This is a genomic window from Rhodococcus sp. MEB041, from assembly GCF_030208955.1.
Classification (GTDB): domain Bacteria; phylum Actinomycetota; class Actinomycetes; order Mycobacteriales; family Mycobacteriaceae; genus Rhodococcoides.
Map to the genome: position 1 here is coordinate 338,489 of NZ_JARVSZ010000005.1, position 23,038 is coordinate 361,526.

At 68.6% G+C, this 23,038-nt stretch carries 22 protein-coding genes; 12 read left to right on the forward strand and 10 right to left on the reverse strand.

Annotation, left to right across the window (positions count from 1 at the left end; genetic code table 11):
* The first annotated feature begins 25 nt into the window (after nucleotides 1-25).
* Nucleotides 26-1,240 (forward strand): arginine deiminase, encoded by a 1,215-nt coding sequence (arcA, locus tag QRN16_RS15725; RefSeq protein ID WP_027504489.1) that lies wholly within the window; start codon nucleotides 26-28, stop codon nucleotides 1,238-1,240.
* Nucleotides 1,241-1,270: 30 nt separating this feature from the next.
* Here the strand turns inward: arcA and arsC are convergent, their stop codons facing one another.
* Entirely contained in the window at nucleotides 1,271-1,612 is a 342-nt protein-coding gene (arsC, locus tag QRN16_RS15730) for an arsenate reductase (glutaredoxin) (protein ID WP_027504100.1), read from the reverse strand.
* Between the two features lie 27 nt (nucleotides 1,613-1,639).
* Here arsC and QRN16_RS15735 point away from each other — a divergent pair, with 27 nt between their 5' ends.
* From QRN16_RS15735 to QRN16_RS15745, 3 genes are all read left to right on the forward strand, one after another.
* Complete coding sequence (locus QRN16_RS15735) at nucleotides 1,640-1,999, forward strand: GntR family transcriptional regulator (protein WP_222627638.1); 360 nt, start codon at nucleotides 1,640-1,642, stop codon at nucleotides 1,997-1,999.
* 77 nt (nucleotides 2,000-2,076) lie between these two features.
* On the forward strand, nucleotides 2,077-2,511 hold the full coding sequence (locus QRN16_RS15740; protein ID WP_027504098.1) for a DoxX family protein: 435 nt from the start codon (nucleotides 2,077-2,079) through the stop codon (nucleotides 2,509-2,511).
* A 59-nt stretch (nucleotides 2,512-2,570) separates the two neighbouring features.
* On the forward strand, nucleotides 2,571-4,259 hold the full coding sequence (locus QRN16_RS15745; RefSeq protein ID WP_261781633.1) for a BCCT family transporter: 1,689 nt from the start codon (nucleotides 2,571-2,573) through the stop codon (nucleotides 4,257-4,259).
* A 4-nt stretch (nucleotides 4,260-4,263) separates the two neighbouring features.
* Here QRN16_RS15745 and QRN16_RS15750 read toward each other — a convergent pair whose 3' ends face one another.
* Entirely contained in the window at nucleotides 4,264-5,730 is a 1,467-nt protein-coding gene (locus QRN16_RS15750; protein ID WP_285188989.1) for a dolichyl-phosphate-mannose--protein mannosyltransferase, read from the reverse strand.
* 176 nt (nucleotides 5,731-5,906) lie between these two features.
* On the opposite strand from QRN16_RS15750, the gene rsmI reads away from it, so the two are divergent.
* Nucleotides 5,907-6,734, forward strand: coding sequence for a 16S rRNA (cytidine(1402)-2'-O)-methyltransferase (rsmI, locus tag QRN16_RS15755; RefSeq protein ID WP_027504096.1), 828 nt, complete (start codon nucleotides 5,907-5,909; stop codon nucleotides 6,732-6,734).
* Nucleotides 6,735-6,750: 16 nt separating this feature from the next.
* On the opposite strand, the gene QRN16_RS15760 is transcribed toward rsmI, so the two are convergent.
* Together QRN16_RS15760 and QRN16_RS15765 are read right to left on the reverse strand one after the other, a co-directional pair.
* On the reverse strand, nucleotides 6,751-7,179 hold the full coding sequence (locus QRN16_RS15760; RefSeq protein ID WP_027504095.1) for an SRPBCC family protein: 429 nt from the start codon (nucleotides 7,177-7,179) through the stop codon (nucleotides 6,751-6,753).
* A gap of 56 nt (nucleotides 7,180-7,235) precedes the next feature.
* Nucleotides 7,236-8,231: an alpha/beta hydrolase gene (locus QRN16_RS15765; RefSeq protein ID WP_155956926.1), complete on the reverse strand. Its 996-nt coding sequence runs from the start codon at nucleotides 8,229-8,231 to the stop codon at nucleotides 7,236-7,238.
* Nucleotides 8,232-8,567: 336 nt separating this feature from the next.
* Here QRN16_RS15765 and QRN16_RS15770 point away from each other — a divergent pair, with 336 nt between their 5' ends.
* Nucleotides 8,568-9,959: a WS/DGAT/MGAT family O-acyltransferase gene (locus QRN16_RS15770; RefSeq protein WP_285188117.1), complete on the forward strand. Its 1,392-nt coding sequence runs from the start codon at nucleotides 8,568-8,570 to the stop codon at nucleotides 9,957-9,959.
* A 17-nt stretch (nucleotides 9,960-9,976) separates the two neighbouring features.
* A complete protein-coding gene (locus tag QRN16_RS15775) occupies nucleotides 9,977-11,125 on the forward strand; it encodes a low temperature requirement protein A (RefSeq protein ID WP_285188119.1) in 1,149 nt (382 codons plus the stop codon).
* Here the strand turns inward: QRN16_RS15775 and metG are convergent.
* Complete coding sequence (metG, locus tag QRN16_RS15780) at nucleotides 11,104-12,657, reverse strand: methionine--tRNA ligase (RefSeq protein WP_027504092.1); 1,554 nt, start codon at nucleotides 12,655-12,657, stop codon at nucleotides 11,104-11,106. The two genes, QRN16_RS15775 and metG, sit on opposite strands and share 22 nt — an antisense overlap.
* A gap of 21 nt (nucleotides 12,658-12,678) precedes the next feature.
* On the opposite strand from metG, the gene QRN16_RS15785 reads away from it, so the two are divergent.
* Nucleotides 12,679-13,509 (forward strand): TatD family hydrolase, encoded by an 831-nt coding sequence (locus tag QRN16_RS15785; RefSeq protein ID WP_200933708.1) that lies wholly within the window; start codon nucleotides 12,679-12,681, stop codon nucleotides 13,507-13,509.
* On the opposite strand, the gene QRN16_RS15790 is transcribed toward QRN16_RS15785, so the two are convergent.
* The 4 genes from QRN16_RS15790 to QRN16_RS15805 form a co-directional block, all read right to left on the reverse strand.
* Nucleotides 13,506-14,144: an LppP/LprE family lipoprotein gene (locus tag QRN16_RS15790; protein ID WP_285188124.1), complete on the reverse strand. Its 639-nt coding sequence runs from the start codon at nucleotides 14,142-14,144 to the stop codon at nucleotides 13,506-13,508. The two genes, QRN16_RS15785 and QRN16_RS15790, sit on opposite strands and share 4 nt — an antisense overlap.
* A gap of 112 nt (nucleotides 14,145-14,256) precedes the next feature.
* Nucleotides 14,257-14,517 (reverse strand): hypothetical protein, encoded by a 261-nt coding sequence (locus QRN16_RS15795; RefSeq protein ID WP_027504090.1) that lies wholly within the window; start codon nucleotides 14,515-14,517, stop codon nucleotides 14,257-14,259.
* A 49-nt stretch (nucleotides 14,518-14,566) separates the two neighbouring features.
* Nucleotides 14,567-15,334 (reverse strand): amino acid ABC transporter ATP-binding protein, encoded by a 768-nt coding sequence (locus QRN16_RS15800; RefSeq protein ID WP_082544604.1) that lies wholly within the window; start codon nucleotides 15,332-15,334, stop codon nucleotides 14,567-14,569.
* The gene (locus tag QRN16_RS15805; RefSeq protein ID WP_502944019.1) at nucleotides 15,331-16,719 is read right to left on the reverse strand and encodes an amino acid ABC transporter substrate-binding protein/permease; all 1,389 of its coding nucleotides are present in this window, start codon (nucleotides 16,717-16,719) and stop codon (nucleotides 15,331-15,333) included. The genes QRN16_RS15800 and QRN16_RS15805 overlap by 4 nt, the downstream gene beginning before the upstream one ends.
* A gap of 379 nt (nucleotides 16,720-17,098) precedes the next feature.
* Between QRN16_RS15805 and QRN16_RS15810 the strand changes: the two genes are divergently transcribed.
* Nucleotides 17,099-18,226, forward strand: a complete 1,128-nt coding sequence (locus tag QRN16_RS15810; RefSeq protein ID WP_027504087.1) for a resuscitation-promoting factor — start codon at nucleotides 17,099-17,101, stop codon at nucleotides 18,224-18,226.
* A gap of 92 nt (nucleotides 18,227-18,318) precedes the next feature.
* Nucleotides 18,319-19,176 carry a 16S rRNA (adenine(1518)-N(6)/adenine(1519)-N(6))-dimethyltransferase RsmA gene (gene rsmA, locus QRN16_RS15815; protein WP_051613059.1) on the forward strand — a complete coding sequence of 286 codons (858 nt, stop codon included), beginning with the start codon at nucleotides 18,319-18,321 and terminating at the stop codon, nucleotides 19,174-19,176.
* Here the strand turns inward: rsmA and QRN16_RS15820 are convergent.
* Nucleotides 19,164-20,162 (reverse strand): helix-turn-helix transcriptional regulator, encoded by a 999-nt coding sequence (locus QRN16_RS15820; RefSeq protein ID WP_222650153.1) that lies wholly within the window; start codon nucleotides 20,160-20,162, stop codon nucleotides 19,164-19,166. The genes rsmA and QRN16_RS15820 overlap by 13 nt on opposite strands.
* 85 nt (nucleotides 20,163-20,247) lie before the next feature.
* Here QRN16_RS15820 and QRN16_RS15825 point away from each other — a divergent pair, with 85 nt between their 5' ends.
* Together QRN16_RS15825 and QRN16_RS15830 are read left to right on the forward strand one after the other, a co-directional pair.
* Nucleotides 20,248-21,198, forward strand: coding sequence for a 4-(cytidine 5'-diphospho)-2-C-methyl-D-erythritol kinase (locus QRN16_RS15825; protein WP_027504084.1), 951 nt, complete (start codon nucleotides 20,248-20,250; stop codon nucleotides 21,196-21,198).
* The gene (locus QRN16_RS15830; RefSeq protein WP_027504083.1) at nucleotides 21,198-22,982 is read left to right on the forward strand and encodes an ABC-F family ATP-binding cassette domain-containing protein; all 1,785 of its coding nucleotides are present in this window, start codon (nucleotides 21,198-21,200) and stop codon (nucleotides 22,980-22,982) included. The genes QRN16_RS15825 and QRN16_RS15830 overlap by 1 nt, the downstream gene beginning before the upstream one ends.
* Nucleotides 22,983-23,038: the final 56 nt, after the last annotated feature.

Genomic DNA, 23,038 nt, shown 5'->3' on the forward strand with positions numbered 1-23,038 from the left:
GGCGCTCACGCACTACCGTTCTGGCATGGACGCGACGGCTCCGCTGGGAGCGGATTCCGAGGTGGGAACGCTCCGGACGGTCATGCTGCACCGCCCTGGCGACGAGCTGCGCCGACTCACCCCCCGCAACAACGATCAGCTGCTGTTCGACGGGCTGCCGTGGGTGGACCGCGCTCGCGACGAGCACGACGCGTTCGCCGACCTGCTGCGAGGACGCGGTGTCGAGGTCCTCCTGCTCGGTGATCTGCTGACCGAGACCCTGGCCCTCAGCGGTGCCGCACGCGTGCAGGGTGTCGCCGCCGCGGTGGAACCCCGGCGGCTCGGACACGTGCTCGCCCGGGATCTGGCGACCTACCTCCGAGGCCTGCCCGCACCCGAACTGGCGACCGTGCTGATGGCGGGCATGACCTTCGACGAACTGCCGGTAGCGGACGACTCGGGTGTCTCGCTGGTCCGGCGCATGCACCACGGCGGCGACTTCGTCATCGAGCCGCTCCCGAACCTGCTGTTCACCCGCGACTCGTCGTTCTGGATCCAGCAACGCGTCGCGATCACGTCGCTGGCGCTGCGGGCCCGCGCTCGGGAGACGTCGCTGACGGATCTTATCTACGCCTTCCATCCACGATTCCTCGGTGTGCGCCGGGCCTACGAGTCGCACACCGCGCCGGTGGAGGGCGGCGACGTGCTGCTGATGGCGCCCGGCGTCGTCGCCGTGGGAGTCGGTGAACGCACCACGCCCGCCGGTGCAGAAGCGCTCGCGCGCAGCCTCTTCGACGACGACCTCGCGCACACCGTGCTCGTGGTCCCCATCGCGCAGGAACGGGCGTCGATGCACCTGGACACCGTGTGCACGATGGTCGACACCGACGCGGTGGTGATGTACCCGATCATCCAGGACACGCTGTCCGCGTTCACGATTCGCCGCGAGGACACCGGTGTGACCATCACCGGCGCGGGCCCGTTCCTCGACGCCGCGGCCGACGCCATGGGTATCGGCAAACTGCGGGTCATCGACACCGGACTCGACAACGTCACCGCCGAACGTGAGCAGTGGGACGACGGGAACAACACGCTCGCACTGGCTCCCGGCGTCGTCGTCGCGTACGAACGCAACGTCGAGACCAACGCGCGCCTCGAGGCGTCGGGCATCGAGGTGCTGCGCATCTCGGGATCGGAACTGGGGTCGGGCCGCGGCGGACCCCGCTGCATGTCCTGCCCCGTCGCCCGCGATCCCGTCTGACCTCCGGCCTTCCCGCAGATGTCCGGCCGGTCAGAGGACCGTACTCACCGTGGCCGCCGGGCGCGCCAGGACGGTGCCCTTCTCGCCGACCACGAAGGGCCGCTCGATGAGTACCGGATGCGTCAGCATGGCGCGCAGGACCGTCTCGTCGTCGGCATTCGCGAGATCGAGTTCCTTGTACAGTGTCTCGCGCTTGCGTACAGCGGTGCGCGGGGTGAGGCCGGCATCGGAGATGAGGGCTCGCAACGTCGCCTCGTCCGGCGGGGTGGTCAGGTAGGGCACGATGGTCGGCTCCACCCCCGCGTCGCGGATGGCCGCGAGTACGTTGCGGGACGTCGAGCACCGGGGGTTGTGATAGATCGTGACGGACATGGAGCAAGTATGGCGGGAGTGGGACCGATGAGGTTCACGATCGACGGTGCGTCGGGGACGGCGCCGTTCGACCAGGTGCGGTCGCAGATCGTGGCCGCGGTGCGGTCGGGGCAGCTCATCGCGGGATCGAAACTGCCGACGGTGCGAGCTCTCGCGGCGACGCTGGACCTCGCTCCCAACACGGTGGCGAAGGCGTACCGCGAACTCGAGAAGGACGGCGTGATCGAGACCCGGGGGCGGTCGGGCACCTTCGTGGCGGCCGGCGGCGATCCTTCGGCCGGGGCAGTGCAACTCGCGGCCACGGAGTACGTCCGCGCGGCGCGTCGCGCCGGCATCGACGACGAGGTGGCTCTGCGCTACGTGCGGACGGCGCTCGCGGACTCCTGACACCACTTAGGTTGACGCTTCAACCTAAAGTGTGTCATCGTGATCCCGAATCCACCCCGACCCATCAGAGGATCACTGTGAAGACACCTGTCGTCGTTCGAGACATCGCCGCACTCGTCGCGCGCATCGCCCTGGGCGTCGTGTTCGTCGCCCACGGGTGGCAGAAACTGCGTACCAACGGGCTCGATGCCACCACCGCCGGCTTCGAGGGCATGGGCATTCCGGCCCCGCAGGTGTCGGCGTACTTCGCCACCTTCGTCGAGCTCATCGGTGGAGCCGCTCTGATCCTGGGCGTGCTGACGTCCGTCGCGGCTCTGCTGCTGGTCGTCGACATGGTCGGCGCGCTCGTCTTCGTGCACCTCGACAAGGGCGTGTTCGTCGGCGAGGGCGGCTGGGAACTGGTCGTCGCACTCGGCGCCGGAGCGCTTCTCCTCGCGGCAGTCGGCTCGGGCACGTACAGTGTCGACCGCGCATTCCGCCGTCCGAAGTCACGTGCACGCGTATCGTCCTGACCTGCGAAAACAGTCTGTGAACTTGCACCGGGGCGTCGAGGCGAGCAACGTGACGTCTCATGACATCGCGTATGGACACGGACACAGGACCGGCTGACACCCCACGCGATGATGCCGCGGACGTTCCGTCGTCCGCGGCATCTGCCGTGCTGCCCACCTCCGCGCACCCCGATGCGCAGGACCCCGGGTCGCAGGAACCGGCGCCGCGGCGCGCCACCCTCGACCCCGTGGTGTTCGGCGTCGCGGCAGCCGTCGTCACGGGCATCATCGTCTGGGGACTGGCCGGACCGACGAGCCTCGAGAACGTGACGTCCTCGATGCTGGACTGGCTCGTCACCAACATGGGCTGGCTGTTCATCATCTCCGCCACCGGTTTCGTGCTCTTCTGCATCTACCTGGCGATGTCGAAGTACGGACGTATCCCGCTCGGCAAGGACGGGGAGAAGCCGGAGTTCAAGACCGTCAGCTGGATCGCCATGATGTTCAGCGCCGGCATGGGCATCGGGCTGATGTTCTACGGCGTCTCCGAGCCGCTGACGCACTTCGTCACGCCGCCGCCCGGCACCGACAGCAGTGTCGGAACGGCCATGGCCACCACGATGTTCCACTGGAGCCTGCATCCGTGGTCCATCTACGCCGTCATGGGTCTCGCCGTCGCGTACAGCACCTACCGCCGCGGCCGTCGTCAGCTCATCAGCTCCGCCTTCCTCCCGCTCCTCGGTCGCCGCGCCGAGGGCCCGATCGGCAAGGTCATCGACATCCTCGCCATCTTCGCGACGCTGTTCGGTACCGCCGCCTCCCTCGGACTCGGTGCGCTGCAGATCGGTTCGGGTGTCGAGGTCATCGGCTGGCTCGGTGAGGCCGGCACGCTCCTGCTCGTCGCCATCGTCGCGCTGTTGACCCTCGCCTTCGTCGCGTCCGCGGTCTCCGGCGTCGCCAAGGGCATCCAGTGGCTGTCCAACATCAACATGGTGCTGGCACTCGTCCTCGCACTCTTCGTGTTCGTGCTGGGCCCGACGGTGTTGATCCTCAACCTGATTCCCACCACCATCGGCGACTACGCGAGCCAGCTGTTCCACATGTCGGCTCGCTCGGCGGCGTCGTCCGATCCGGAGACCGCGTCGTGGCTGTCGTCGTGGACGATCTTCTACTGGGCCTGGTGGGTCTCCTGGACCCCCTTCGTCGGCATGTTCCTCGCCCGCATCAGCCGTGGCCGCACCGTTCGTGAGTTCATCATCGGTGTCATCGTGATCCCGAGTGCCGTGAGCCTGGTGTGGTTCTCGATCTTCGGCGGAGCCGGTATCGGCGAACAGCGCGACGGCATCGACCTGGCCGCGCGCGCCAGCAGCGAGTCTCAGCTGTTCGGCATGCTCGAGAACCTGCCGCTCTTCGGGCTGTCGACGGTCGTCGTGATGATTCTCGTGGCCGTCTTCTTCGTCTCCGGTGCCGACGCGGCGTCCATGGTCATGGGCACCCTCAGTCAGCGCGGAACCCTCGAGCCCAGCCGCTGGGTCGTCGTGTTCTGGGGAGCCATCACCGGTGGCACCGCCGCGATCATCCTGTGGACGGGCGGCGCGGACGCGCTCAACGGCTTGCAGACCATGACGATCATCGCCGCGGCGCCGTTCGTGCTGGTCATGATCGGGCTGTCGGTGTCGCTCTACCGCGACCTGTCGCACGATCCACTGGTGCTCACGCAACGTCGTCGACGTCTCCGGCTGACGAAGGCCGGGCGCACCGAGCTCTGAGCGGTCAGCGCCAGCTCGGCAACCAGAGCTGCTGCTGCCACGTCTCCTGACTGATGGGCAGACCCGTGAGGATCGGCCAGAGCCACACGAAGTTGGCGATCACCACGGCGACGTACAGCGAGACCAGCAGCAGACCGAGCGTGCGGCGCTCGCGACCCTGCCCACCGCGGAGTCCTCGCCCGAGGATGTCGCCGAGGACCAGGGTGACGCCCATGACGAGGAAGGGCGCGAGCGCCGCGGCGTAGAAGAAGTACATCTGACGGTCGAGGGTCAGGAACCACGGCAGGATGCCGGCGCCGTAGCCGACGAGCACGGCGGCGTAGCGCCAGTCGCGGCGGGCCACGGTGCTCCACAGCGCCCAGCCGAGCATCGGGAACGCGACCCACCACAGAGCAGGCGTGCCGATGAGCATGACGGCCTTGACGCAGTTGCCGCCCGTCGAACAACCGGTGATCTGCTGCCCGTCGGCGAAGTAGTAGAGCATCGGCCGCAGACCCATCGGCCACGTCCACGGCTTGGACTCCCACGGGTGGCGGTTACCGGCCGAGTTGGTCAGTCCGGCGTGGAATTCGAGGACGTTGCCGCTGTAATACCAGAGCGAGCGCAGAGCGGCGGGCACGAACGAGAACGGTCCGCCCGTCCCGATGTCGGTGCCCACGGCGTTCCGGTCGACGCCGGTCTCACTCGCGAACCAGCCGGCGTAGGTGGCCAGATAGACGACGAGCGGAATCGCCACCAGCGCATACAGCGCGGGTCCGACGTCGCGCACGGCGGTGCCGACCCACGGCCGGGTGACCCCGTACTGGCGACGCGCCGCGACGTCGAAGGCGACGCTGAGCAGTCCGAAGAACGCGACGAAGTAGATACCCGACCACTTCGTTCCGCACGCCAGACCGAGCAGGAGTCCGCCGCCGAACCGCCACCAGCGGACGCCGAGACGCGGGCCCCACGTGGTCATCTCCATGCGGCCCTCGACGGCGACCCGGTGCAACCGCTCCCGGACGTCGTCCCGGTCGCGGACCAGAGCGCCGAACGCGGCGACGACGAACACCACCATGAAGATGTCGAGCATGCCGACTCGGGACGTCACGAACGTGACGCCGTCCACGATCATGAGGATCCCGGCGATCGCGCCCAGCAGCGTCGAGCGCGTCATGCGGCGCACGATGCGGGCGACGAGGAGAACGAGGATCACACCGAAGACGGCCGACGACAGCCGCCAACCCCATCCGGTGTAGCCGAACAGTGCCTCGCCGACGGCGATCAGCTGCTTGCCGACGGGCGGGTGGACGACGAGGCCGTAGGCCGGGTTGTCCTCGACGCCGCCGCCGGTGAGCACCTGGTAGCCCTGCGGGGCGTAGTGCTTCTCGTCGAACACCGGGGTGCCGGCGTCGGTCGGATAGCCGAGCATCGTGAAGCGGGTGACGGCCGCGAGGACCGTGAGGACCGCGGTGACGATCCATCCGCGCATGCGGTCGGTGGGCCCGAACACTGCGGGCGGGAGAGCGGGGCGCGGCGCGGTGAGGTACTCGTCGGAACCGTCGCGACCGGTGGGGATACGCGCGGTCACGAGGGTCACGATTCGATCGTAGGCTAGATGCCGACGGCGACCGCGGTCGTGACCGACGAGCGAGATGAGGACGACGCGTGCTGGTACTCGGTGCGACACCGATGGGGGACCCCGCAGACGCGTCGCCCCGACTGCGCGACGCACTGGCCACGGCCGATGTCGTCGCGGCGGAGGACACGCGTCGCACGAAGTCCTTGGCCACGGCACTCGGGGTGCAGATCACCGGTCGCGTCGTCAGTTTCTACGACCAGGTCGAGGTCGATCGGGTTCCCCTGCTGCTCGCCGAGATGCGCGAGGGGCGGCGGGTCCTGCTGGTCACCGACGCCGGTATGCCCTCCGTGAGCGACCCGGGTTACCGACTGGTGGCCGCGTGCGCAGAGGCGGGGATCGGCGTGACCTGCCTGCCCGGGCCGTCCGCCGTGACCACCGCACTGGCCCTGTCGGGGTTGCCGGTGGAGCGCTTCTGCTTCGACGGATTCGCCCCTCGCAAGCGTGGTCCCCGGCAGGCGTGGATGCGCACGCTGACGACGGAGAGCCGCGCCGTCGTGTTCTTCGAGGCCCCGCACCGCATCGCGGACTGCCTCGCCGACGCGTCCGAGGTACTCGGCCCCGATCGGCGCGCCGCGGTGTGCCGGGAATTGACCAAGACCTACGAGGAAGTGAAGCGAGGGACGCTGGGGGAGTTGGCCGCGTGGGCCGCCGACGGCGTGCGCGGCGAGATCACGGTGGTCCTGGCCGGAGCCGAGCCGGTCAGCGCGGATCCCGCCGACCTCGTCGCGGAGGTGGAGGATCTCGTGTCCGCCGGGCTCGGCCTCAAGGACGCGTGCGCACGGGTGGCCACCACGACGGCGGCGGACGTGTCCAAGCGTGCGCTCTACGAAGCGGTGCTGGCCGCGCGCGGCTGACGCCGACGCCGCGTCGTCAGCCGACGACCTGCTGGCGCAGTCCGTCGGTCGCCGTCTCGAGGACGGACTTGGTCCCGCGCTTGACGATGAATCCCGGCACAGGGATCTTCGGGTCGAGCGTGATCTCGAACTCGAGGTGGGTGCCCTTGTCGGTCTCGCTGAGGCGGTACTCCGCGTGCTGCGACTTCTGCTGGGTGCTCTCGACGACGTCCCATGCCACCGACATGTCGGACCACGTGAAGCGCAGCACCTGCTCGTCGGTGAATCCCATGACGGCGACGGTCATCTCGGCGAGGACGGGACGACCCTGATCGTCACGCTCGCGCACCGAGACCTTCTTGTGGATCGACGACCAGGCCGGCAGACCCTCGAGGTCCGCGATGACCGCGAGCACGTCGGCCGGTGGTGCCTCGATCTCGACTTCTCTGTTTCCGCTGACAGCCATGGCGTGAATGTAACCGACCGTCCACACCTACAGGGCGGTTTGGGTCGGTGTCGTGATCATGTACCGGTGCCGGCCAGGGGAACTGTGCCGCGGCGGACCTGCTCGTCGACGAAGACGGCGATCTCCGAGATCGCCCGCGCCGACTCGGGAACGAAGTCCGCGGCGTGGAACACGTGCACCTGGTCCTGCCACACCTGGAGACGGCACTCGATTCCGGCGTCCGCCAGGCGCTCCGCCATCAGTTCCGAGTCGGCGTAGACCATCTCGGTGGATCCGACCTGGATCAGGACCGGCGGGAGGGCGGACAGGTCCGCGTCGACGGGACAGACGCGGGGACCACGCTTGCCGTCCACGACGATGCGGGCCTCGACCTCGTCCGCCAGCTCGGTGAGCGCCGGCACGGCGCCCTTGGGGAAGACCGAGCACAGGGACGCGTTGGGATGCAGCATCTTCCGCGTCGGATCGAGATCGGTGAGCGGAGACAGGGCGATGATGCCGCCCGCGGGCGGCAGACCCTGGCTCTGCAGGGCGAGCGCCACCATGAAGGCCAGGTAACCGCCGGCGGAGTCACCGGCGATGAAGATCTGTTCGGGCAGGTACCCCGCGTCGAGCAGGTAGCGGAAGCCGTCGACCCCGTCCTCCACCGCGTGCGAGATGGGGTTGCGCGGCATCATCCGGTAGTCGACCGACAGCACGTCGGCACCGGTGGACTGGGCGATGCGCGAGACGAGCCGGCGGTGGCTGTTGAGGCCGCACACCACGAACGCGCCGCCGTGGAGATACAGGATCACGCGATCGCGGTCCGCGCGGCGGGTCGGTCGCTCGGACCTGCCGTCGGCACCGACACGACGCGGGCTGTCCGTGCGGACCCACTCGGCCCGGCACTCGTCGAGCCGCACGGGCGCGACGGTGGTGTCACCCACGGGTGGGAGGAGTCGGCCGGCCTGGTCGACCATCGACATGGGCCACGGCAGGCTGTGGGTCCGGGCCCACACGCCCAGGAAGGGACGGACCGTGCGGCGCAGGTACGCGGCGAGAAGCTTGGACTGCATGCTGCCGCCCTCGAACTCCTGGCGGTCCACGGCGGTGCCGACGCCGAGGGCGCGTCGCACCCGGCGACTGGCGGACGTGCGTGTCAGCGACGACGGTGCGGTCATCTCGGCCGAGGCGATGCTCATGGGTGGCCCTCCACTTCCTTGCTCGTACTGGGAATCGCACGATAGGGCCGAAACGAAACACTTCTCGAGGAATAGTTGTTGCCGGGGTCACACCGTGACCCCACGTTGTCGCAATAGTTGTGGGTTCGTTACTTCCGGGTAGCACAGTGAACCTGCAGGTGAGCCGCACCGTGACCACGCGGTTCCGCAGTTCGAGAGAGGTCCGCCCCCATGCCCTTCATGCCGGTCACAGAGTCGATGTTCCTACTGGCCGAGACGCGCGAGCACCCCATGCACGTCGGGGGACTGCAGCTGTTCGTGCCCCCGGAGGACGCCGGCGACGACTTCGGGATGCAGCTCTACGAGACGTTCCAGGCCGCCACCGACGTCTACAAACTGTTCCGCAAGCGGCCGGCGCCGCCGGTGAACTTCATGGGCACCGTACGCTGGATCTACGACGAGGAGCTCGACTTCGAGCATCACGTCCGGCGCATCATGCTGCCGCGGCCGGGCCGCATCCGCGAGCTGCTGCGCTACATCTCCGCCGAGCACAGTGCGCCGCTCGATCGGCATCGCCCGATGTGGGAGCTGCACATCATCGAGGGCCTGGCCGACGGCCGCGTCGCGCTCTACAGCAAGATCCACCACTCGCTGGTCGACGGTGTCTCGGCGCTCAAGTTGTTCGAGCGCACCCTGACCACCGATCCCGAGGCCCGTGACTGCGGCCCGATCTGGGACCCGGCGCTGTTCGAGCGGCCGAAGAAGAAGAGCACCGAGGTCGCGAAGGTCGACGACGGTGGCGTCCTGTCGCTGCTGTCCACGGGCGTCAAGGCGGCCGGTGAGCTCGCCGGGGTCGGACCCGCCGCGGCCCGGATCGGTCTGAACAAGCTGCGCGGCAACGAGATGGTGTTGCCTCTGACCGCGCCGCGGACGATGCTCAACGTGCCGATCGGCGGGGCACGCCGCTTCGCCTCGCAGCAGTGGTCCAAGTCGCGGATGAAGGACATCGCGGCATCGCTGGGGGTCACGTTGAACGACGTGGTGCTGACGATGTGTTCCGGGGCGCTGCGGTCCTATCTCATCGACCGCAACGCACTGCCCGACCAGCCGCTGATCGCGATGGTGCCGGTATCGATGCGCGAGGCCGGTGCCGACGCGGACGGTGGCAACGCCGTGACCACCGTGCTGTGCAACCTCGGCACGGATCAGCCCGACCCGGAACGCCGTCTCGCCGCCGTCGTCTCGTCGATGAACGAGTCGAAGGCGATGATGCGCAACTTGTCTCCGCTGCAGGCGCTGAGCTACGGTGCCGCCGTGATGGCCCCTCTGTTGCTCACTCCCGTACCGGGATTCGTCCGCAACACCCCGCCCCCGTTCAACGTGATCATCTCCAACGTGCCGGGCCCGAAGACCGAGATGTACTGGAACGGTGCGCGACTGGACGGGGTGTATCCGGCGTCGATCGTCCTCGACGGTCAGGCGTTGAACATCACATTGGCCACCAACGCCGACAACGTGAACTTCGGACTGGTCGGAGATCGACGGAGCGTGCCGTCCCTGCAGCGGATGCTCACGCATCTCGACACCGCACTCGAGGAGCTCGAGAAGTTGGCCGACGGGTGAGTCTCGCTCTACGGCCGATGGTTCCGCGGGACCCGAACGAGGAACATCGAGCTGCGAGTTCGCTGGAACTGTTCTTCGACCTGGTCTTCGTCGTCGCGGTGTCGTTCGCCTCCGTGGAACTGGCCCATCTGCTGGAAGAGAACCACATCGCGTCGGGCATCGGTGCCTACGCGATGGTGTTCTTCGCCATCTGGTGGGCGTGGATGAACTTCACGTGGTTCGCCACGTCGTTCGACACCGACGACTGGCTGTACCGCGTCACCACCATCGTGCAGATGGCGGGAGTGCTGATCCTGGCCAGTGGTGTCTCCGACGCGATGATCGACTACGACTTCACGCTGGTGACCATCGGCTACGTCGTGATGCGACTGGCGATGGTGAGTCAGTGGATACGGGCGGGGCTGCGCAACAACGAGTTCCGCGCCACCGCCGTGCGGTACGCGGTGGGCATCACCGTCGTGCAGGTGTTGTGGGTCGCCCGACTCGCGCTTCCCGACAGCGTGGCCGTGCTCGGGTTCGTCGCGCTGGTGGCCGCGGAGCTCGCCGTCCCCGTGCTGGCGGAGCGCGCGGGACGGACGCCGTTGCACGGCGAGCACATCGCCGAGCGCTATGGTCTCTTCACGCTCATCCTGCTCGGTGAGTCGTTGCTGGCCTCGGCGACAGCCATTGTCGGCGGCATCAACGAACACGATCACACGGTCGAACTCGTCGGCCTCGCGATGGCCACGCTCGTCGTCGTCGCCGGCATGTGGTGGCTGTACTTCTCGGTGTCGCAGGAAGATTCGGTCGGGGCGAGACTCGGCCGCTCCTTGAGTTTCGGCTACACGCACTACTTCGTGTTCGCGGCGGCGGGCGCGGTGTCGGCGGGCATCGAGGTGGCCGTCGCGCACATCGAGGGTGACGGAGTGCTGTCGGACCGTCAGTCCTCCGCCGCGATCACGATTCCGGTGGCGGTCTTCGTCCTGGGGTTCTGGATGGTGGCGATGCGCCGCCGGTCGTCACGGCTGGTGAACATCGTGACGCCGGTCGGCGGTGTCGCTGTGCTCGCGGCCACGGCCGTACCCGGATCGGCCGTCGTCAGTGCGGCCGTGACGGCCCTGACCCTGCTCGTCGTCGTCGGAACGACGGTCGCCGATCGGTCCGCTCACTCCTCCGGTTCGACGTAGCGGGGGAAGACGCCGGTGGGCTTGGGCAGCGCGACGCCGGGAGTGAGACGCGTTGTCAGCGAGTCGAACTCGCGTTCCGTCACCCCGAGCAGGTCGAGCAGCTTCGCTGTGCTGTCGGGCATGAACGGCTGGGTCAGCAGGACGGTCACGCGGAGCACCTCGAGGGTCACGTACAGCACCGTCGCCATGCGGGCCGGATCCGTCTTGCGCAGAACCCACGGTTCCTGCGACGAGAAGTAGCGGTTGGTCTCCGCGAGTACCGACCAGATCGCGTCGAGCGCCAGGTGCATCTCGACGGCGTCCATGTGGCCGCGCACCACGGCGTGAAGGGCATCGACGCGAGCGAGCATCGCCTCGTCGTCGGCGGTGAACTCGCCGGGTGTCGGCACCTGCGCATCGCAGTTCTTGGCCACCATGGACAGCGACCGCTGAGCCAGGTTCCCCAGTTCGTTGGCCAGGTCGGCGTTGATCCTGGTGACGATCGCCTCGTGGCTGTAGCTGCCGTCCTGTCCGAACGACACCTCGCGCAGGAGGAAGAAGCGCAGCGAGTCCAGGCCGTACTCCTCGATCAAGGCCGCCGGACTGACGACGTTGCCCACCGACTTGGACATCTTCTCGCCCTTGTTGGTCAGGAAGCCGTGCGCGAACACGCGTTTCGGCAATTCGACACCTGCCGACATCAGGAACGCCGGCCAGAACACGGCGTGGAATCGCACGATGTCCTTGCCGATCATGTGGACGTCGGCCGGCCAGAACTTCCGGAACGACTCGCTGTCGGTGTCGGGGTAGCCGACGCCGGTGAGGTAGTTCGTCAACGCGTCGACCCACACGTACATGACGTGGTCGGGATCGCCGGGAACCTGGACACCCCAGTCGAAGGTGGACCGTGAGATCGACAGGTCCTTGAGACCGGACTTCACGAAGCTCGCCACCTCGTTGCGGCGACCCGCCGGGAGAATGAACTCGGGACGCTCCTCGTACAGCGCGAGCAGCTTGTCCTGGTACGCGGACAGCCGGAAGAAGTACGTCGACTCCTCCGTCCACTCCACCGGGGTGCCCGACTCGGTCGCGATGCGGGAACCGTCGTCCTGCAGCGTGGTCTCGCCCTCGGCGTAGTACGCCTCGTCCCGCACCGAGTACCACCCGCTGTACGAGTCGAGGTAGATGTCGCCGTTGTCGGTCATCTTCTGCCACAGGTCGCGGCTGGCCTCGAGGTGGTCGGCGTCCGTGGTGCGGATGAACCGGTCGAACGTGATCTTCAGCGACTCCTGCATGGCCTGGAACGCGTCCGAGTTCCGGCGCGCCAGATCGGCGGTGGAGATGCCCTCCTTCGACGCCGTCTGGGCCATCTTCAGACCGTGCTCGTCCGTTCCCGTCAGGAACCGCACGTCGAACCCGTCGAGCCGCTTGAACCGAGCGAGGACATCGGTGGAGATGTACTCGTACGCGTGGCCGATGTGGGGATCACCGTTCGGGTAGGCGATAGCGGTCGTGATGTAGAACGCAGGCTTGGTCGAACCGGTCTCAGTCATGGTGCGCCTACTCTATCTTTCGTGCCGAGAGACCGTCCCGCCCCCGACTTGCCCACTCCGCTCGCACCGCTCGTGGACGCGCACACGCACCTCGACGCGTGCGGGGCCACCGATGCAGCGTCGGTCGCGGCGATCCTCGATCGTTCCGCATCGGTGGGCGTCGGACGCGTCGTCACCGTCGCGGACGACCTGGACGCTGCTCGCTTCGCCGTCGCCGCCGCGCACTGGGATTCCCGCGTGTACGCCGCCACCGCGATCCATCCGACGCGCGCGAACGTGCTCACCGACGAGGTGAAGGCCGAGATCGAGCGCCTCGCGCGCGATCCCCGCACCGTCGCCGTGGGGGAGACGGGGCTCGACTACTACTGGCCGGGGAAGCTCGACGGCTGCGCCGCGGTGGAGGAGCAGGTCGAGGGCTTCCGCTGGCACATCGATCTGGCGAAGCGCGTCGGCAAGCCGCTCATGATCCACAACCGCGACGCGGACCACGACGTTCTCGCGGTGCTCCTCGACGAGGGCGCGCCGGAGACGGTGATCTTCCACTGCTTCTCGTCGGGTCCCGAGATGGCGCAGGTGTGCGTCGACGCCGGCTACGTGCTCAGCTTCTCCGGCACCGTGAGCTTCAAGAACTCGCACGACCTGCGGGAGGCGGCGCAGCTGGTCCCGGACGGGCAGTACCTGCTCGAGACCGACGCGCCGTTCCTGACACCGCATCCGTTCCGAGGTGCTCCGAACGAGCCGTACTGCCTGCCCTACACGGCCCGTGCGCTGGCCGAGGCGACCGGCCGAACTGCCGACGAGGTCGCGGCGTCGGCGACCGCCACGGCGGAACGGGTCTACCGGCTGGTCTAGTTAGGGGGCGGGAACTCGCCGTACGGGGTGATGGTGTTCCCCGTGAGGTCGAACTCGACGAACGAGGTGTTCGACGGGCAGCAGAACGCGTCGTCGGGGTTCAACCACCGGTAGCGCACCGTGACGGTGCTGTCCGACGCGCCGACCACCGAGGTGTAGCTGTACGCGTCCGACGTCGCGGTCCCGAGGTAGTCACCCGAGTTGGTGAAGAACAGGACGTGCGACTGCACGGTGCCGTTCCGGATGCCGGTCCCCGTCGCCCGCGCCCATTCGAGCGTCGGACATCCGTCCGCGCTGGTGCCGGGCGTGTGATCGTCGATCACGAAGGCCCCTCCCTGCGAGTCGGTGCCCAGGTTCGCCACGGCGGTGCGCACGTTCAGCGAACTCGGGTCGACGCACGGCACCACCTGCGCCGGCTGCGCCGGTGCGGGTGCGGGCACGGTGACCGTCTCGGTCTGCGTCTCCACCCTCGTCTCCGGCGCGGGTGCCGGTGCGGGGGCCGGAGCGGACGACGAGGGTGCCGGGTCGTCGGCGGGGAGCGCCGTCCCGGTCGTACCGGCGGAACCGCACGACACGGCGGCGGCGGCGCAGGCCGCCACGGCGAGAACGGCCATCGAACGCGGGAGAGTGGTCACCGAGCCTCCAGGGTGTCCGTACCGAGCGTCTGCTCGGCGGTCGAAGGGTGTGTCGGTGACCACCACCCGATCGTTACCGATGCTCAGGTCACGATCGGGTCGCGGCGACGGATCAGTCGTCGTCCCCGTACGTCTCCACCAGTCGATCGAACTCGGCACGGTCGATCACGCTGGGCTCGTTGATGGCCAGAGCCTGCGCGTACTTGCCCGCGAGGTGGTAGTCGCGGCCCAGGGGACCGCGCTCACCGTCCTCGTCGTCGTCCTGCGTGCTCGCTCCGGGCGGCACCTCGTTCTGCAGACCGTTCGTCTGCGCACCCAACCGAGCGTCGATCTTCGCCGTGATCTTCTGCATGATCTCTTGGTCGTCGCTCACTGTCGTGCCTCTCGTCGGTGTAGCGGCTTCTCGGTGCGGGGCCCGCGTCTCACAGGACCTTGTCGAGGAAGTCCTTCGTTCGCTCGTGCTGCGGGTTGCCGAACAGGTCGTCCGGCGAACCCTCCTCGACGATGTACCCCTCCGCCATGAAGATCACACGGTCGGACACCTCGCGGGCGAAGCCCATCTCGTGCGTGACGACGACCATCGTCATGCCGCCCTTCGCCAGATCGCGGAGGACCTGCAGGACCTCGCCGACCATCTCGGGGTCCAGCGCACTCGTGGCCTCGTCGAACAGCATGATGTCCGGGTCCATCGCCAGTGCACGTGCGATGGCGACGCGCTGCTTCTGCCCGCCGGACAACTGCGCCGGCTTCGCGTTCTCCTTGTCGGCGAGGCCCACCTGGGCCAGCAGACGAACGGCGTTCTCGCGCGCCTTCGACTTGTCCGACTTCTTCGTCTCCACGGGCGCGAGCATCACGTTCTCGATGACGCTCATGTGGGGGAAGAGGTTGAAGTGCTGGAACACCATGCCGATGTGCTGGCGCACGGAGTCGAGGTCCACCTTCGGATCGGTCAGGTCGAAACCGTCGACCACGACCGTGCCGCCCGTGATGTCCTCGAGCTTGTTGAGGCACCGGAGGAAGGTGCTCTTGCCGGAACCGGACGGGCCGATGACACACACCACCTCGCCCGAGTGGACGTCGACGTCGAGGCCCTTGAGCACCTCGAGATCGCCGAACGACTTCTTCAGTCCGATGGCGCGGATCTTGACCTCGGCCGCAGCGGCGTCGGGCGCGGTGGTCTCGGTGCTCACTTGTTGATCCTCTTCTCGAGACGGTTCGACAGCATCGTCAACGCCATGATGATGACGAAGTACATGACGCCGATGATCAGCCACATGTTGAACGACTGGAAGTTGCGGGCGATGATGATCCGCCCCGACTGGGTGAGTTCGGCGAGGCCGATCACCGACAGGATCGAGGTGTCCTTCAGCGTGATGACGAACTGATTGATGTACGACGGGATCATCGTCCGGATCGCCTGTGGCATCACGACCTTGCGCATGGACGTCAGGTAGCTGATACCGAGACTGCGCGAGGCCTCCATCTGGCCCTTGTCCACCGACAGGATGCCGCCGCGGACGATCTCCGCCATGTACGCACCGGCGTTGAGCGACAGCGTGATGATGCCGGCGGTGAACGCCGACATCTGGAAGCTGAGCGCGGCGGGAATGCCGAAGTAGATGAAGAAGGCCTGCACCAGCAGTGGCGTGCCGCGGAAGATGGCCACGTAGGTGGCGCCGATCCCGCGCAGCCACGCCTTCGTCGACACCCGGAAGAGTCCGAAGACGGCGCCGAGGATCAGGGCCAGCACGATGGAGATGACTGTCAGGACGATGGTGAGCCAGAGGCCCTTCAGCAGTTCCTTGTACTCGCTCTTGATCAGTCCGGGGATCGAGTTGTCCGTCTCGTCCGCCGCGGCGCCGATGTAGGTGCCGAGGATCTCGTCGTACAGGCCGGACGACCGCAGGTTGGCCAGTCCGGTGTCGAACGCGGCGAGCAGCTCGGGGTTCGCGCCCTTGTTCACGGCGAAGCCGTAGTTGCTCGGCGACTCCTTCTCCGTGACCGTCTTCAGACCGTTCCCCTGGGTGATGCCGTACTGCAGCACCGGGTAGTCGTCGAACACCGCGACCGAGTTCCCGGTGCGCACCTCGTCGTACATGCTCGCGGAGTCGGCGAAGTACCGCGTCGTGAAGCCGTACTGCGCCTTGATGCTCTCCGCGAAGTCGGCGCCCTCGGTGCCGTTCTTGACCGCGACCTGCTGCCCGGAGAGATCGTCGTACGAGGTGATCGACGAGTTCTCGAGCACGGCCATCTGCACGCCGGACTCGAAGTAGGGCTCGGAGAAGTCGAACACGGCCTCGCGTGCCGGCGTGATCGTCATGCCGGCGATGACGCCGTCGGCCTGGTTCGCCTGCACTGCCTGCAACGCCGCGTCGAACCCGAGGGGTCGGATGTCGACCTGGAAACCCTGGTCCTCCGCGATCGCTCGGATCAGGTCCATGTCGATGCCGACGAACTGGCCGTCGGAGTTCTGGAACTCGAACGGTGCGAAGGTCACGTCGGTGGCGATGGCGAACGTGCGACCTTCCACCGGGCTCGGGGGCGCCGGCTGGGCCTGCGCTGCGGGTGCGAGCACCAACGCGACGAGTGCCACGACGGCGGTGATCGCCGGGAGGCGGCGCAGTCGGTGCCACCGTCCGCGTTCGGATCGCGGTGGGGAGGTCGGATTCACGAAGAGCCTTCCGTTCTGGTGCAGGTGAACAGTCGGCTCGGACCCTATCGGCCGGGGGGCTCGCGACGACCCTTACCGGAAGGTAGGAACGGTCGACGGGCTGCTCGAGGCCGTGAAGTTGCCGAACCTCTGCCCGCTCGTTACCGTATCGTGATCGTATGACCCCGATGCGAGCCTCTCGGCCTCGTGATCGTCTCGACCCGGCAAGGAAATCGAAGTTGCGTTATTCGTCCGTGATGTCCGTTCGACCAGTCGTGTCCACCGGGGCGGGAGCGCGGTGACGATGTCGCACGTCGCCAGACTCAACTCCGCCCGGTCCCGCCTGCTGTACGTCGTGGTGGCCGCGCTTCTCGCCACACTCGTCGTGGGAGCGAGCGTCGCCGTGGCCCGCCACAAGACCGTCACGATCGACGTCGACGGGCAGCAGGTCCAGCTCTCCACGATGACCACCGACGTCCGCAGCGCCCTCGCGGCCGCCGGCTATCAGCCCACCGAGCGGGACGAGGTCGCGCCCGCCGCGGACGCGACCCTCGCCGACGGAGAGACCGTCACGCTCAAGCGGGCTCGCGAGGTGACTCTCACCGTGGACGGTGCGCCGACGACGGTGTGGACCACCGCCTCCACCGTCGCCGAGGCCAAGGATCAGTTGGGCATCGCTCCCGACGTCCACATCGACGAGTCGGAGTCCGACCCGCTGCCGCTCGACGGTGCCTCCGTCAACGTCGTGCTGCCGAAGTCCGTGACCCTCGCCGACGGGGCCGCGTCGCCCGCACCGATGCGGCTCGCCGCACCCACCGTCGGCGAGTTCCTCGCCGCGGCCGGTGCGCCTCTCGAACAGAACGACACGGTCGCCCCCGCGGCGGACGAGCCGCTCGTCGAGGGCGCCGTGGTCACGGTGACCCGCGATCGGACGGAGACCGTCAGCGTCACCGAACCCGTCGTCGCGCCGGATCAGCGCATCGAGGACCCGACGATGAACATGAGCAAGACGATCGAGGAGTCCGCCGGCGCTCCGGGCGAGCAGAACGCGACCTACTCGGTGAACAAGGTCAACGGTGTCGAGGTCTCCCGCACGCTCGTGAAGGCCGACGTCACGACACCGCCGGTCGCCAAGACCGTGCGCGTCGGTGCCAAGCCCGGCACCGAGGTGCCGCCGGTCGAGAACGGCGCCGTCTGGGACGCCCTCGCGCAGTGCGAGGCCACCGGGAACTGGGCCATCAACACGGGCAACGGCTTCTTCGGCGGCGTGCAGTTCGACCAGAACACCTGGGAGCGGCAGGGCGGGCTCAAGTACGCGGCGCGCGCCGACCTGGCCACCCGCGAGGAGCAGATCGCGATCGCGTCGCAGACCCAGCGCACCCAGGGCTGGGGCGCCTGGCCCTCCTGCACCAGCAGGCTCGGGCTGCGCTGACATACGCTCCACCCGTGTCCGAACCTCCCGTCTCCCCGCCGACGTCCGATTCGCCGGCGTCCGATTCCGCAGCCGGCCCGGCACGCGTCCGCCTGCTGGGGCCCGCGGAGGTGCGCACCCTCGCGGCCGAGCTGGGCGTCCGGCCCACCAAGACCCTCGGCCAGAACTTCGTCCACGACGCGAACACGGTGCGACGCATCGTGACCGCGGCCGGAGTCGGTCCGGACGACACGGTGCTCGAGGTGGGGCCGGGACTCGGATCGCTGACCCTGGCGTTGCTCGACGTCGTGCACGACGTGGTCGCCGTCGAGATCGACCCCGTTCTGGCGCAGCGTCTTCCGCAGACCGTCGCCGAGCGCGCCGAGTCGCGAGTCGACCGGTTGGCGGTGGTCGGTGCCGACGCTCTGCGCGTGCGTCGCGACGAGATTCCCGGCGCGCCGACAGCACTGGTCGCCAACCTCCCGTACAACGTGGCGGTGCCGGTGCTGCTGCACCTGCTCGCCCTGATCCCCACCCTGCGCACCGCGCTGGTGATGGTGCAGTCGGAGGTGGCGGACCGGCTGGCGGCTCCTCCCGGCAGCAAGACCTACGGGGTGCCGAGTGTGAAGGCCGCGTACTTCGGCGACGTCCGCCGCGCGGGCGCCGTGGGCCGTTCGGTGTTCTGGCCGGTGCCGCAGGTGGAGTCGGGTCTGGTGCGCGTCGATCGGCACGAGAATCCGCAGTGGCCGATGGACGAGACGTTCCGCCGCACTCTTTTCGCCGTCGTGGACGCGGCATTCGCGCAGCGGCGCAAGACGTTACGTGCGGCTCTGGCGGGGTGGGCCGGATCGGCGGCCATGGCGGAGACGCGGCTCGTCGAGGCCGGGATCGACCCGTCGGCGCGCGGGGAGACGCTCGACGCCGCCGCGTTCGTCCGACTGGCGCAGACTACCGGTGGTCACGAGTCCTGACACGGGCGGTGCTCGTCGCGGGCACGGGCGTATCGGGCGGCGACACGGTCGAGTCGCCGTGACTCGACCTCGCAGGCGTCGATCAACTCCTGTGGGCCGCACACCGTGAAGTCCACGTCGAAGGCGGCGAGCCACCGCGCCATCGACGGGTAGGTGTCCGCGGTGATCGAGACCTCGCACCGCTCGTCGTCGAGCCGGGCGAGGGTGCCCCACTGCGGATCGACGCGGTCCTCGACCCGTTCGAACGGCACGTGCAGCACGACCCGTCCGCGGGCGGCCGAGAACGCCTGATCGATGCCCCTCGACACGAACTCCGCGGCGCCGCCCTCGGGCAGGGCCCGAGGAGTGAAGCGAGGCCCCGTCGGCACCTTCGGATCGAGGCGGTCGACGCGGAACGACCGCCAGTCCTCACGGGCGAGGTCCCAGCCCACGAGGTACCACCGCAACCCCGACCGCACGAGCCGGTACGGCTCCACCTCACGCCGCATGGTGTCCCCGCCGTGGGTGCGGTAGTCGAACCGCAGGCGTTCGTGGTTCTGGCACACGGTCGCCAGTGCTGTCAGTACCGACGCGTCGACGCTCGACTGCACCGGACGTGACTGCACGACGTCGATCTGCAGTGCGTCGAGTCGGTGACGCAACCGTGACGGCATCACCTGCCGCAGCTTGGTGAGGGCCCCGATCGACGACTCCGCGGTGCCGGTGACGGACGCGGACGCGCCGCTCTGCAGCCCGAGCGCCACGGCGATCACCTCGTCGTCCGTCAGCAGCAGGGGTGGCATCTCCGCGCCGGCACCCAGCCGATACCCGCCGCCGACGCCGACCGTTCCGTCCACCGGATAGCCCAGCGACCGCAGCCGGTCGACGTCACGGCGCACGGTGCGCGGGGTGATCTGCAGCCGTTCGGCCAGATCGGCCCCGGACCAGTCGCGCCGGGTCTGCAGCAACGACAGCAGAGCCAGCAGTCGGGCGGACGTCTCGCGCATGTCGACATGATGCACCCGACAGCGGACAGTTCGGGTCCTCGATCCGGTTCGGTACTCGGGCGCACGCCGACTACAGTGGTGAGACGTGCTCACAGTCGTTCCGCGGCCGGTCTCGGTCCGCGCTCCCGCCAAGGTCAATCTGCACCTTGCCGTGGGTGACCTGCGCCCCGACGGCTACCACGAACTCACCACCGTCTTCCACGCGCTCTCCCTCGTCGACGACGTCTCCGTCGTGGCCGCGGAGACACTGTCCGTCAGCGTGTACGGGGACGATGCGGGCATCGTTCCCACCGACCACACCAACCTGGCGTGGAAGGCGGCCGAACTCGTCGCCGCCCATGCCGGTCGTCGGCCGGCCGTCGCCATCAGCATCGACAAGGGCATTCCCGTCGCGGGGGGCATGGCCGGGGGCAGCGCCGACGCGGCCGCGACCGTCGTCGCGCTGGACGCGCTCTGGAACCTCGGCCTGTCCCGCGAGAAGATCATGGACTTCGCGGCGCAGCTCGGTAGCGACGTCCCGTTCTCCGTCGCCGGTGGCACGGCCGTCGGCACGGGTCGCGGCGAGAAGCTGCTGCCGGTGCTCTCACGCAACTCCTTCCACTGGGTGCTCGCTCTCGCGAAGGGCGGCCTCTCGACTCCCGCGGTCTACCGCGAACTCGACCGGCTGCGCGAACGGGGAGCGCCGCCGCGCCTCGGCGCACCCGACGAGCTGATGCAGGCCCTGGCGTCGGGCGATCCGGCGCGGGTCGGGCCGCTCCTGGGCAACGACCTCCAGGCCGCGGCGCTGTCCCTCGAACCAGGCCTTCGCCGCACCCTGCGCGCCGGCACCGAGGCGGGTGCCATCGCCGGCATCGTCTCCGGGTCCGGCCCCACCTGCGCCTTCCTCTGCGCCTCTGCCGACCATGCGGTCGAGGTCGGCGCGGAACTGTCCGGCGCCGGCGTCTGCCGCACGGTACGTGTGGCACGTGGACCGGTGAGCGGAGCGCGAGTGCGCACCGAACGCGACCAGAACGACACGAACCGGGGACAACACTGATGGCCAACCTGATCAACCTGGAGCAGGTCTCCAAATCCTTCGGCGTGAAGCCGCTCCTCGACGGAGTCTCGCTCGGTGTCCAGGAGAACGAGCGCATCGGCGTCGTGGGCCTGAACGGCAACGGCAAGACCACCATGCTCGAGGTGCTCGCGGGCGTCGAGCAGCCCGACTCGGGCCGGGTGAGTCGCGTGGGCGGCCTCCGGATGGCCGTCGTGACGCAGCGTGGTGTCCTGCCGCCCGGGTCCACCATCGGGGACATCGTCCTCGCACCGCTCGGTGTCGCCGAGCACGAGTGGGCCGGTGACGCCCGGATCCGCAGCGTTCTGGACGGCATCGGCATCACCGGTCTCGGGCTCGACGCACCGGTCGAGCAGTTGTCGGGCGGTGAGCGCCGACGCACAGCGCTCGCCGCCGCGCTGGTGCAGGACCTCGACCTGCTCGTGCTCGACGAGCCGACCAACCATCTCGACGTCGAGGGCGTCCAGTGGCTCGCGGAGCATCTGGTGAACCGGCGGTCCGCACTGGTCGTCGTCACCCACGATCGGTGGTTCCTCGACACCGTCGCCACCCGCACCTGGGAAGTGGTGAACGGTCAGGTCGAGACGTACGAGGGCGGCTACGCCGACTGGATCTTCGCTCGCGCGGAGCGCTCTCGCCAGGCCGATGCCGCGGAGGATCGTCGCCGCAACCTCGCCCGCAAGGAGCTGGCCTGGCTGCGCCGCGGCCCGCCCGCTCGAACCTCGAAGCCGCGCTACCGCATCGAGGCCGCCGAGGCCCTCATCTCGGACGTGCCGCCGCCGCGCGACTCGGTCGCGTTGTCGAAGTTCGCGCAGACCCGGCTGGGCCGCATCGTCATCGAGCTCGAGGACGCCACGCTGGCGACTCCGGACGGCCGCGTACTGGTGGAGGACTTCACGTGGCGCCTCGCGCCGGGGGAGCGCATCGGTCTCGTCGGCGTCAACGGCTCCGGCAAGACGACGTTGCTCCGCACCATCGCGGGCGAGCTCGAACCCGCGAAGGGCCGCCGCATCGAGGGCAAGACGGTGCGCATCGGCTGGCTCCGCCAGGAACTCGACGACCTACCCGTCGGGATGCGCGTGCTCGAGGCGGTCCAGGACGTCGCGGAACGAATTCAGTTGGGCGACAGGGAGATCTCTGCCGGACAGCTCGCCGAGCGGCTGGGCTTCACGCCTGCACGGCAGCGCACGCCCGTCGGTGACCTGTCCGGTGGCGAGCGCCGTCGACTGCAGCTGACACGCGTGCTGATGTCCGAGCCGAACGTCCTGCTCCTCGACGAGCCGACCAACGACCTCGACATCGACACGCTGCAGCAGCTCGAGGATCTGCTCGACGGCTGGGCCGGCACCATGATCGTCATCAGTCACGACCGGTACCTCATCGAGCGCGTCTGCGACTCGACGTGGGCTCTGTTCGGCGACGGCAAGCTCACCAACCTGCCGGGTGGCATCGAGGAGTACCTGCGGCGTCGCGCGCGAATCGCCGCAGCCGACGACGCGGCTCCGGGGATGACGTCGGGCGGGGGAGCGAAGCCGGCCGCGGCCAAGGGCGGTGCCGACGAGCGCGCCGCTCGCAAGGAACTCTCGAAGCTCGAGCGCTCCCTGGTCAAGCTCGACGATCGGGTGCGCGCACTGCACGTCTCGCTGGCCGAGGCGGCGACGGACCCGGCGACGTTGCAGTCGCTGAACGCCGAGTTGCTCACCGTCGTCGCGGAGAAGGACTCCGTCGAGGAGCGCTGGATGGAGCTGGCCGAGGAACTGGGCTGACACGGTCTACCCTCGCGTTCAGGCGGTCGATCGGCGACCGCGTTCTGCGCGAGGAG

Excerpts from the sequence above, each read along its gene's own strand:
- QRN16_RS15810 (WP_027504087.1), top strand. The coding sequence starts at position 17,099 with ATGTCGCACGTCGCCAGACTCAACTCCGCCCGGTCCCGCCTGCTGTAC.
- arcA (WP_027504489.1), top strand. The coding sequence starts at position 26 with ATGGACGCGACGGCTCCGCTGGGAGCGGATTCCGAGGTGGGAACGCTC.
- QRN16_RS15750 (WP_285188989.1), bottom strand. The coding sequence starts at position 5,730 with ATGCGCGGATGGATCGTCACCGCGGTCCTCACGGTCCTCGCGGCCGTC.
- metG (WP_027504092.1), bottom strand. The coding sequence starts at position 12,657 with ATGACTGAGACCGGTTCGACCAAGCCTGCGTTCTACATCACGACCGCT.
- QRN16_RS15775 (WP_285188119.1), top strand. The coding sequence starts at position 9,977 with ATGGTTCCGCGGGACCCGAACGAGGAACATCGAGCTGCGAGTTCGCTG.
- QRN16_RS15765 (WP_155956926.1), bottom strand. The coding sequence starts at position 8,231 with ATGCAGTCCAAGCTTCTCGCCGCGTACCTGCGCCGCACGGTCCGTCCC.
- QRN16_RS15760 (WP_027504095.1), bottom strand. The coding sequence starts at position 7,179 with ATGGCTGTCAGCGGAAACAGAGAAGTCGAGATCGAGGCACCACCGGCC.
- QRN16_RS15820 (WP_222650153.1), bottom strand. The coding sequence starts at position 20,162 with ATGCGCGAGACGTCCGCCCGACTGCTGGCTCTGCTGTCGTTGCTGCAG.
- QRN16_RS15830 (WP_027504083.1), top strand. The coding sequence starts at position 21,198 with ATGGCCAACCTGATCAACCTGGAGCAGGTCTCCAAATCCTTCGGCGTG.
- arsC (WP_027504100.1), bottom strand. The coding sequence starts at position 1,612 with ATGTCCGTCACGATCTATCACAACCCCCGGTGCTCGACGTCCCGCAAC.
- QRN16_RS15745 (WP_261781633.1), top strand. The coding sequence starts at position 2,571 with ATGACATCGCGTATGGACACGGACACAGGACCGGCTGACACCCCACGC.
- QRN16_RS15735 (WP_222627638.1), top strand. The coding sequence starts at position 1,640 with ATGAGGTTCACGATCGACGGTGCGTCGGGGACGGCGCCGTTCGACCAG.
- QRN16_RS15770 (WP_285188117.1), top strand. The coding sequence starts at position 8,568 with ATGCCCTTCATGCCGGTCACAGAGTCGATGTTCCTACTGGCCGAGACG.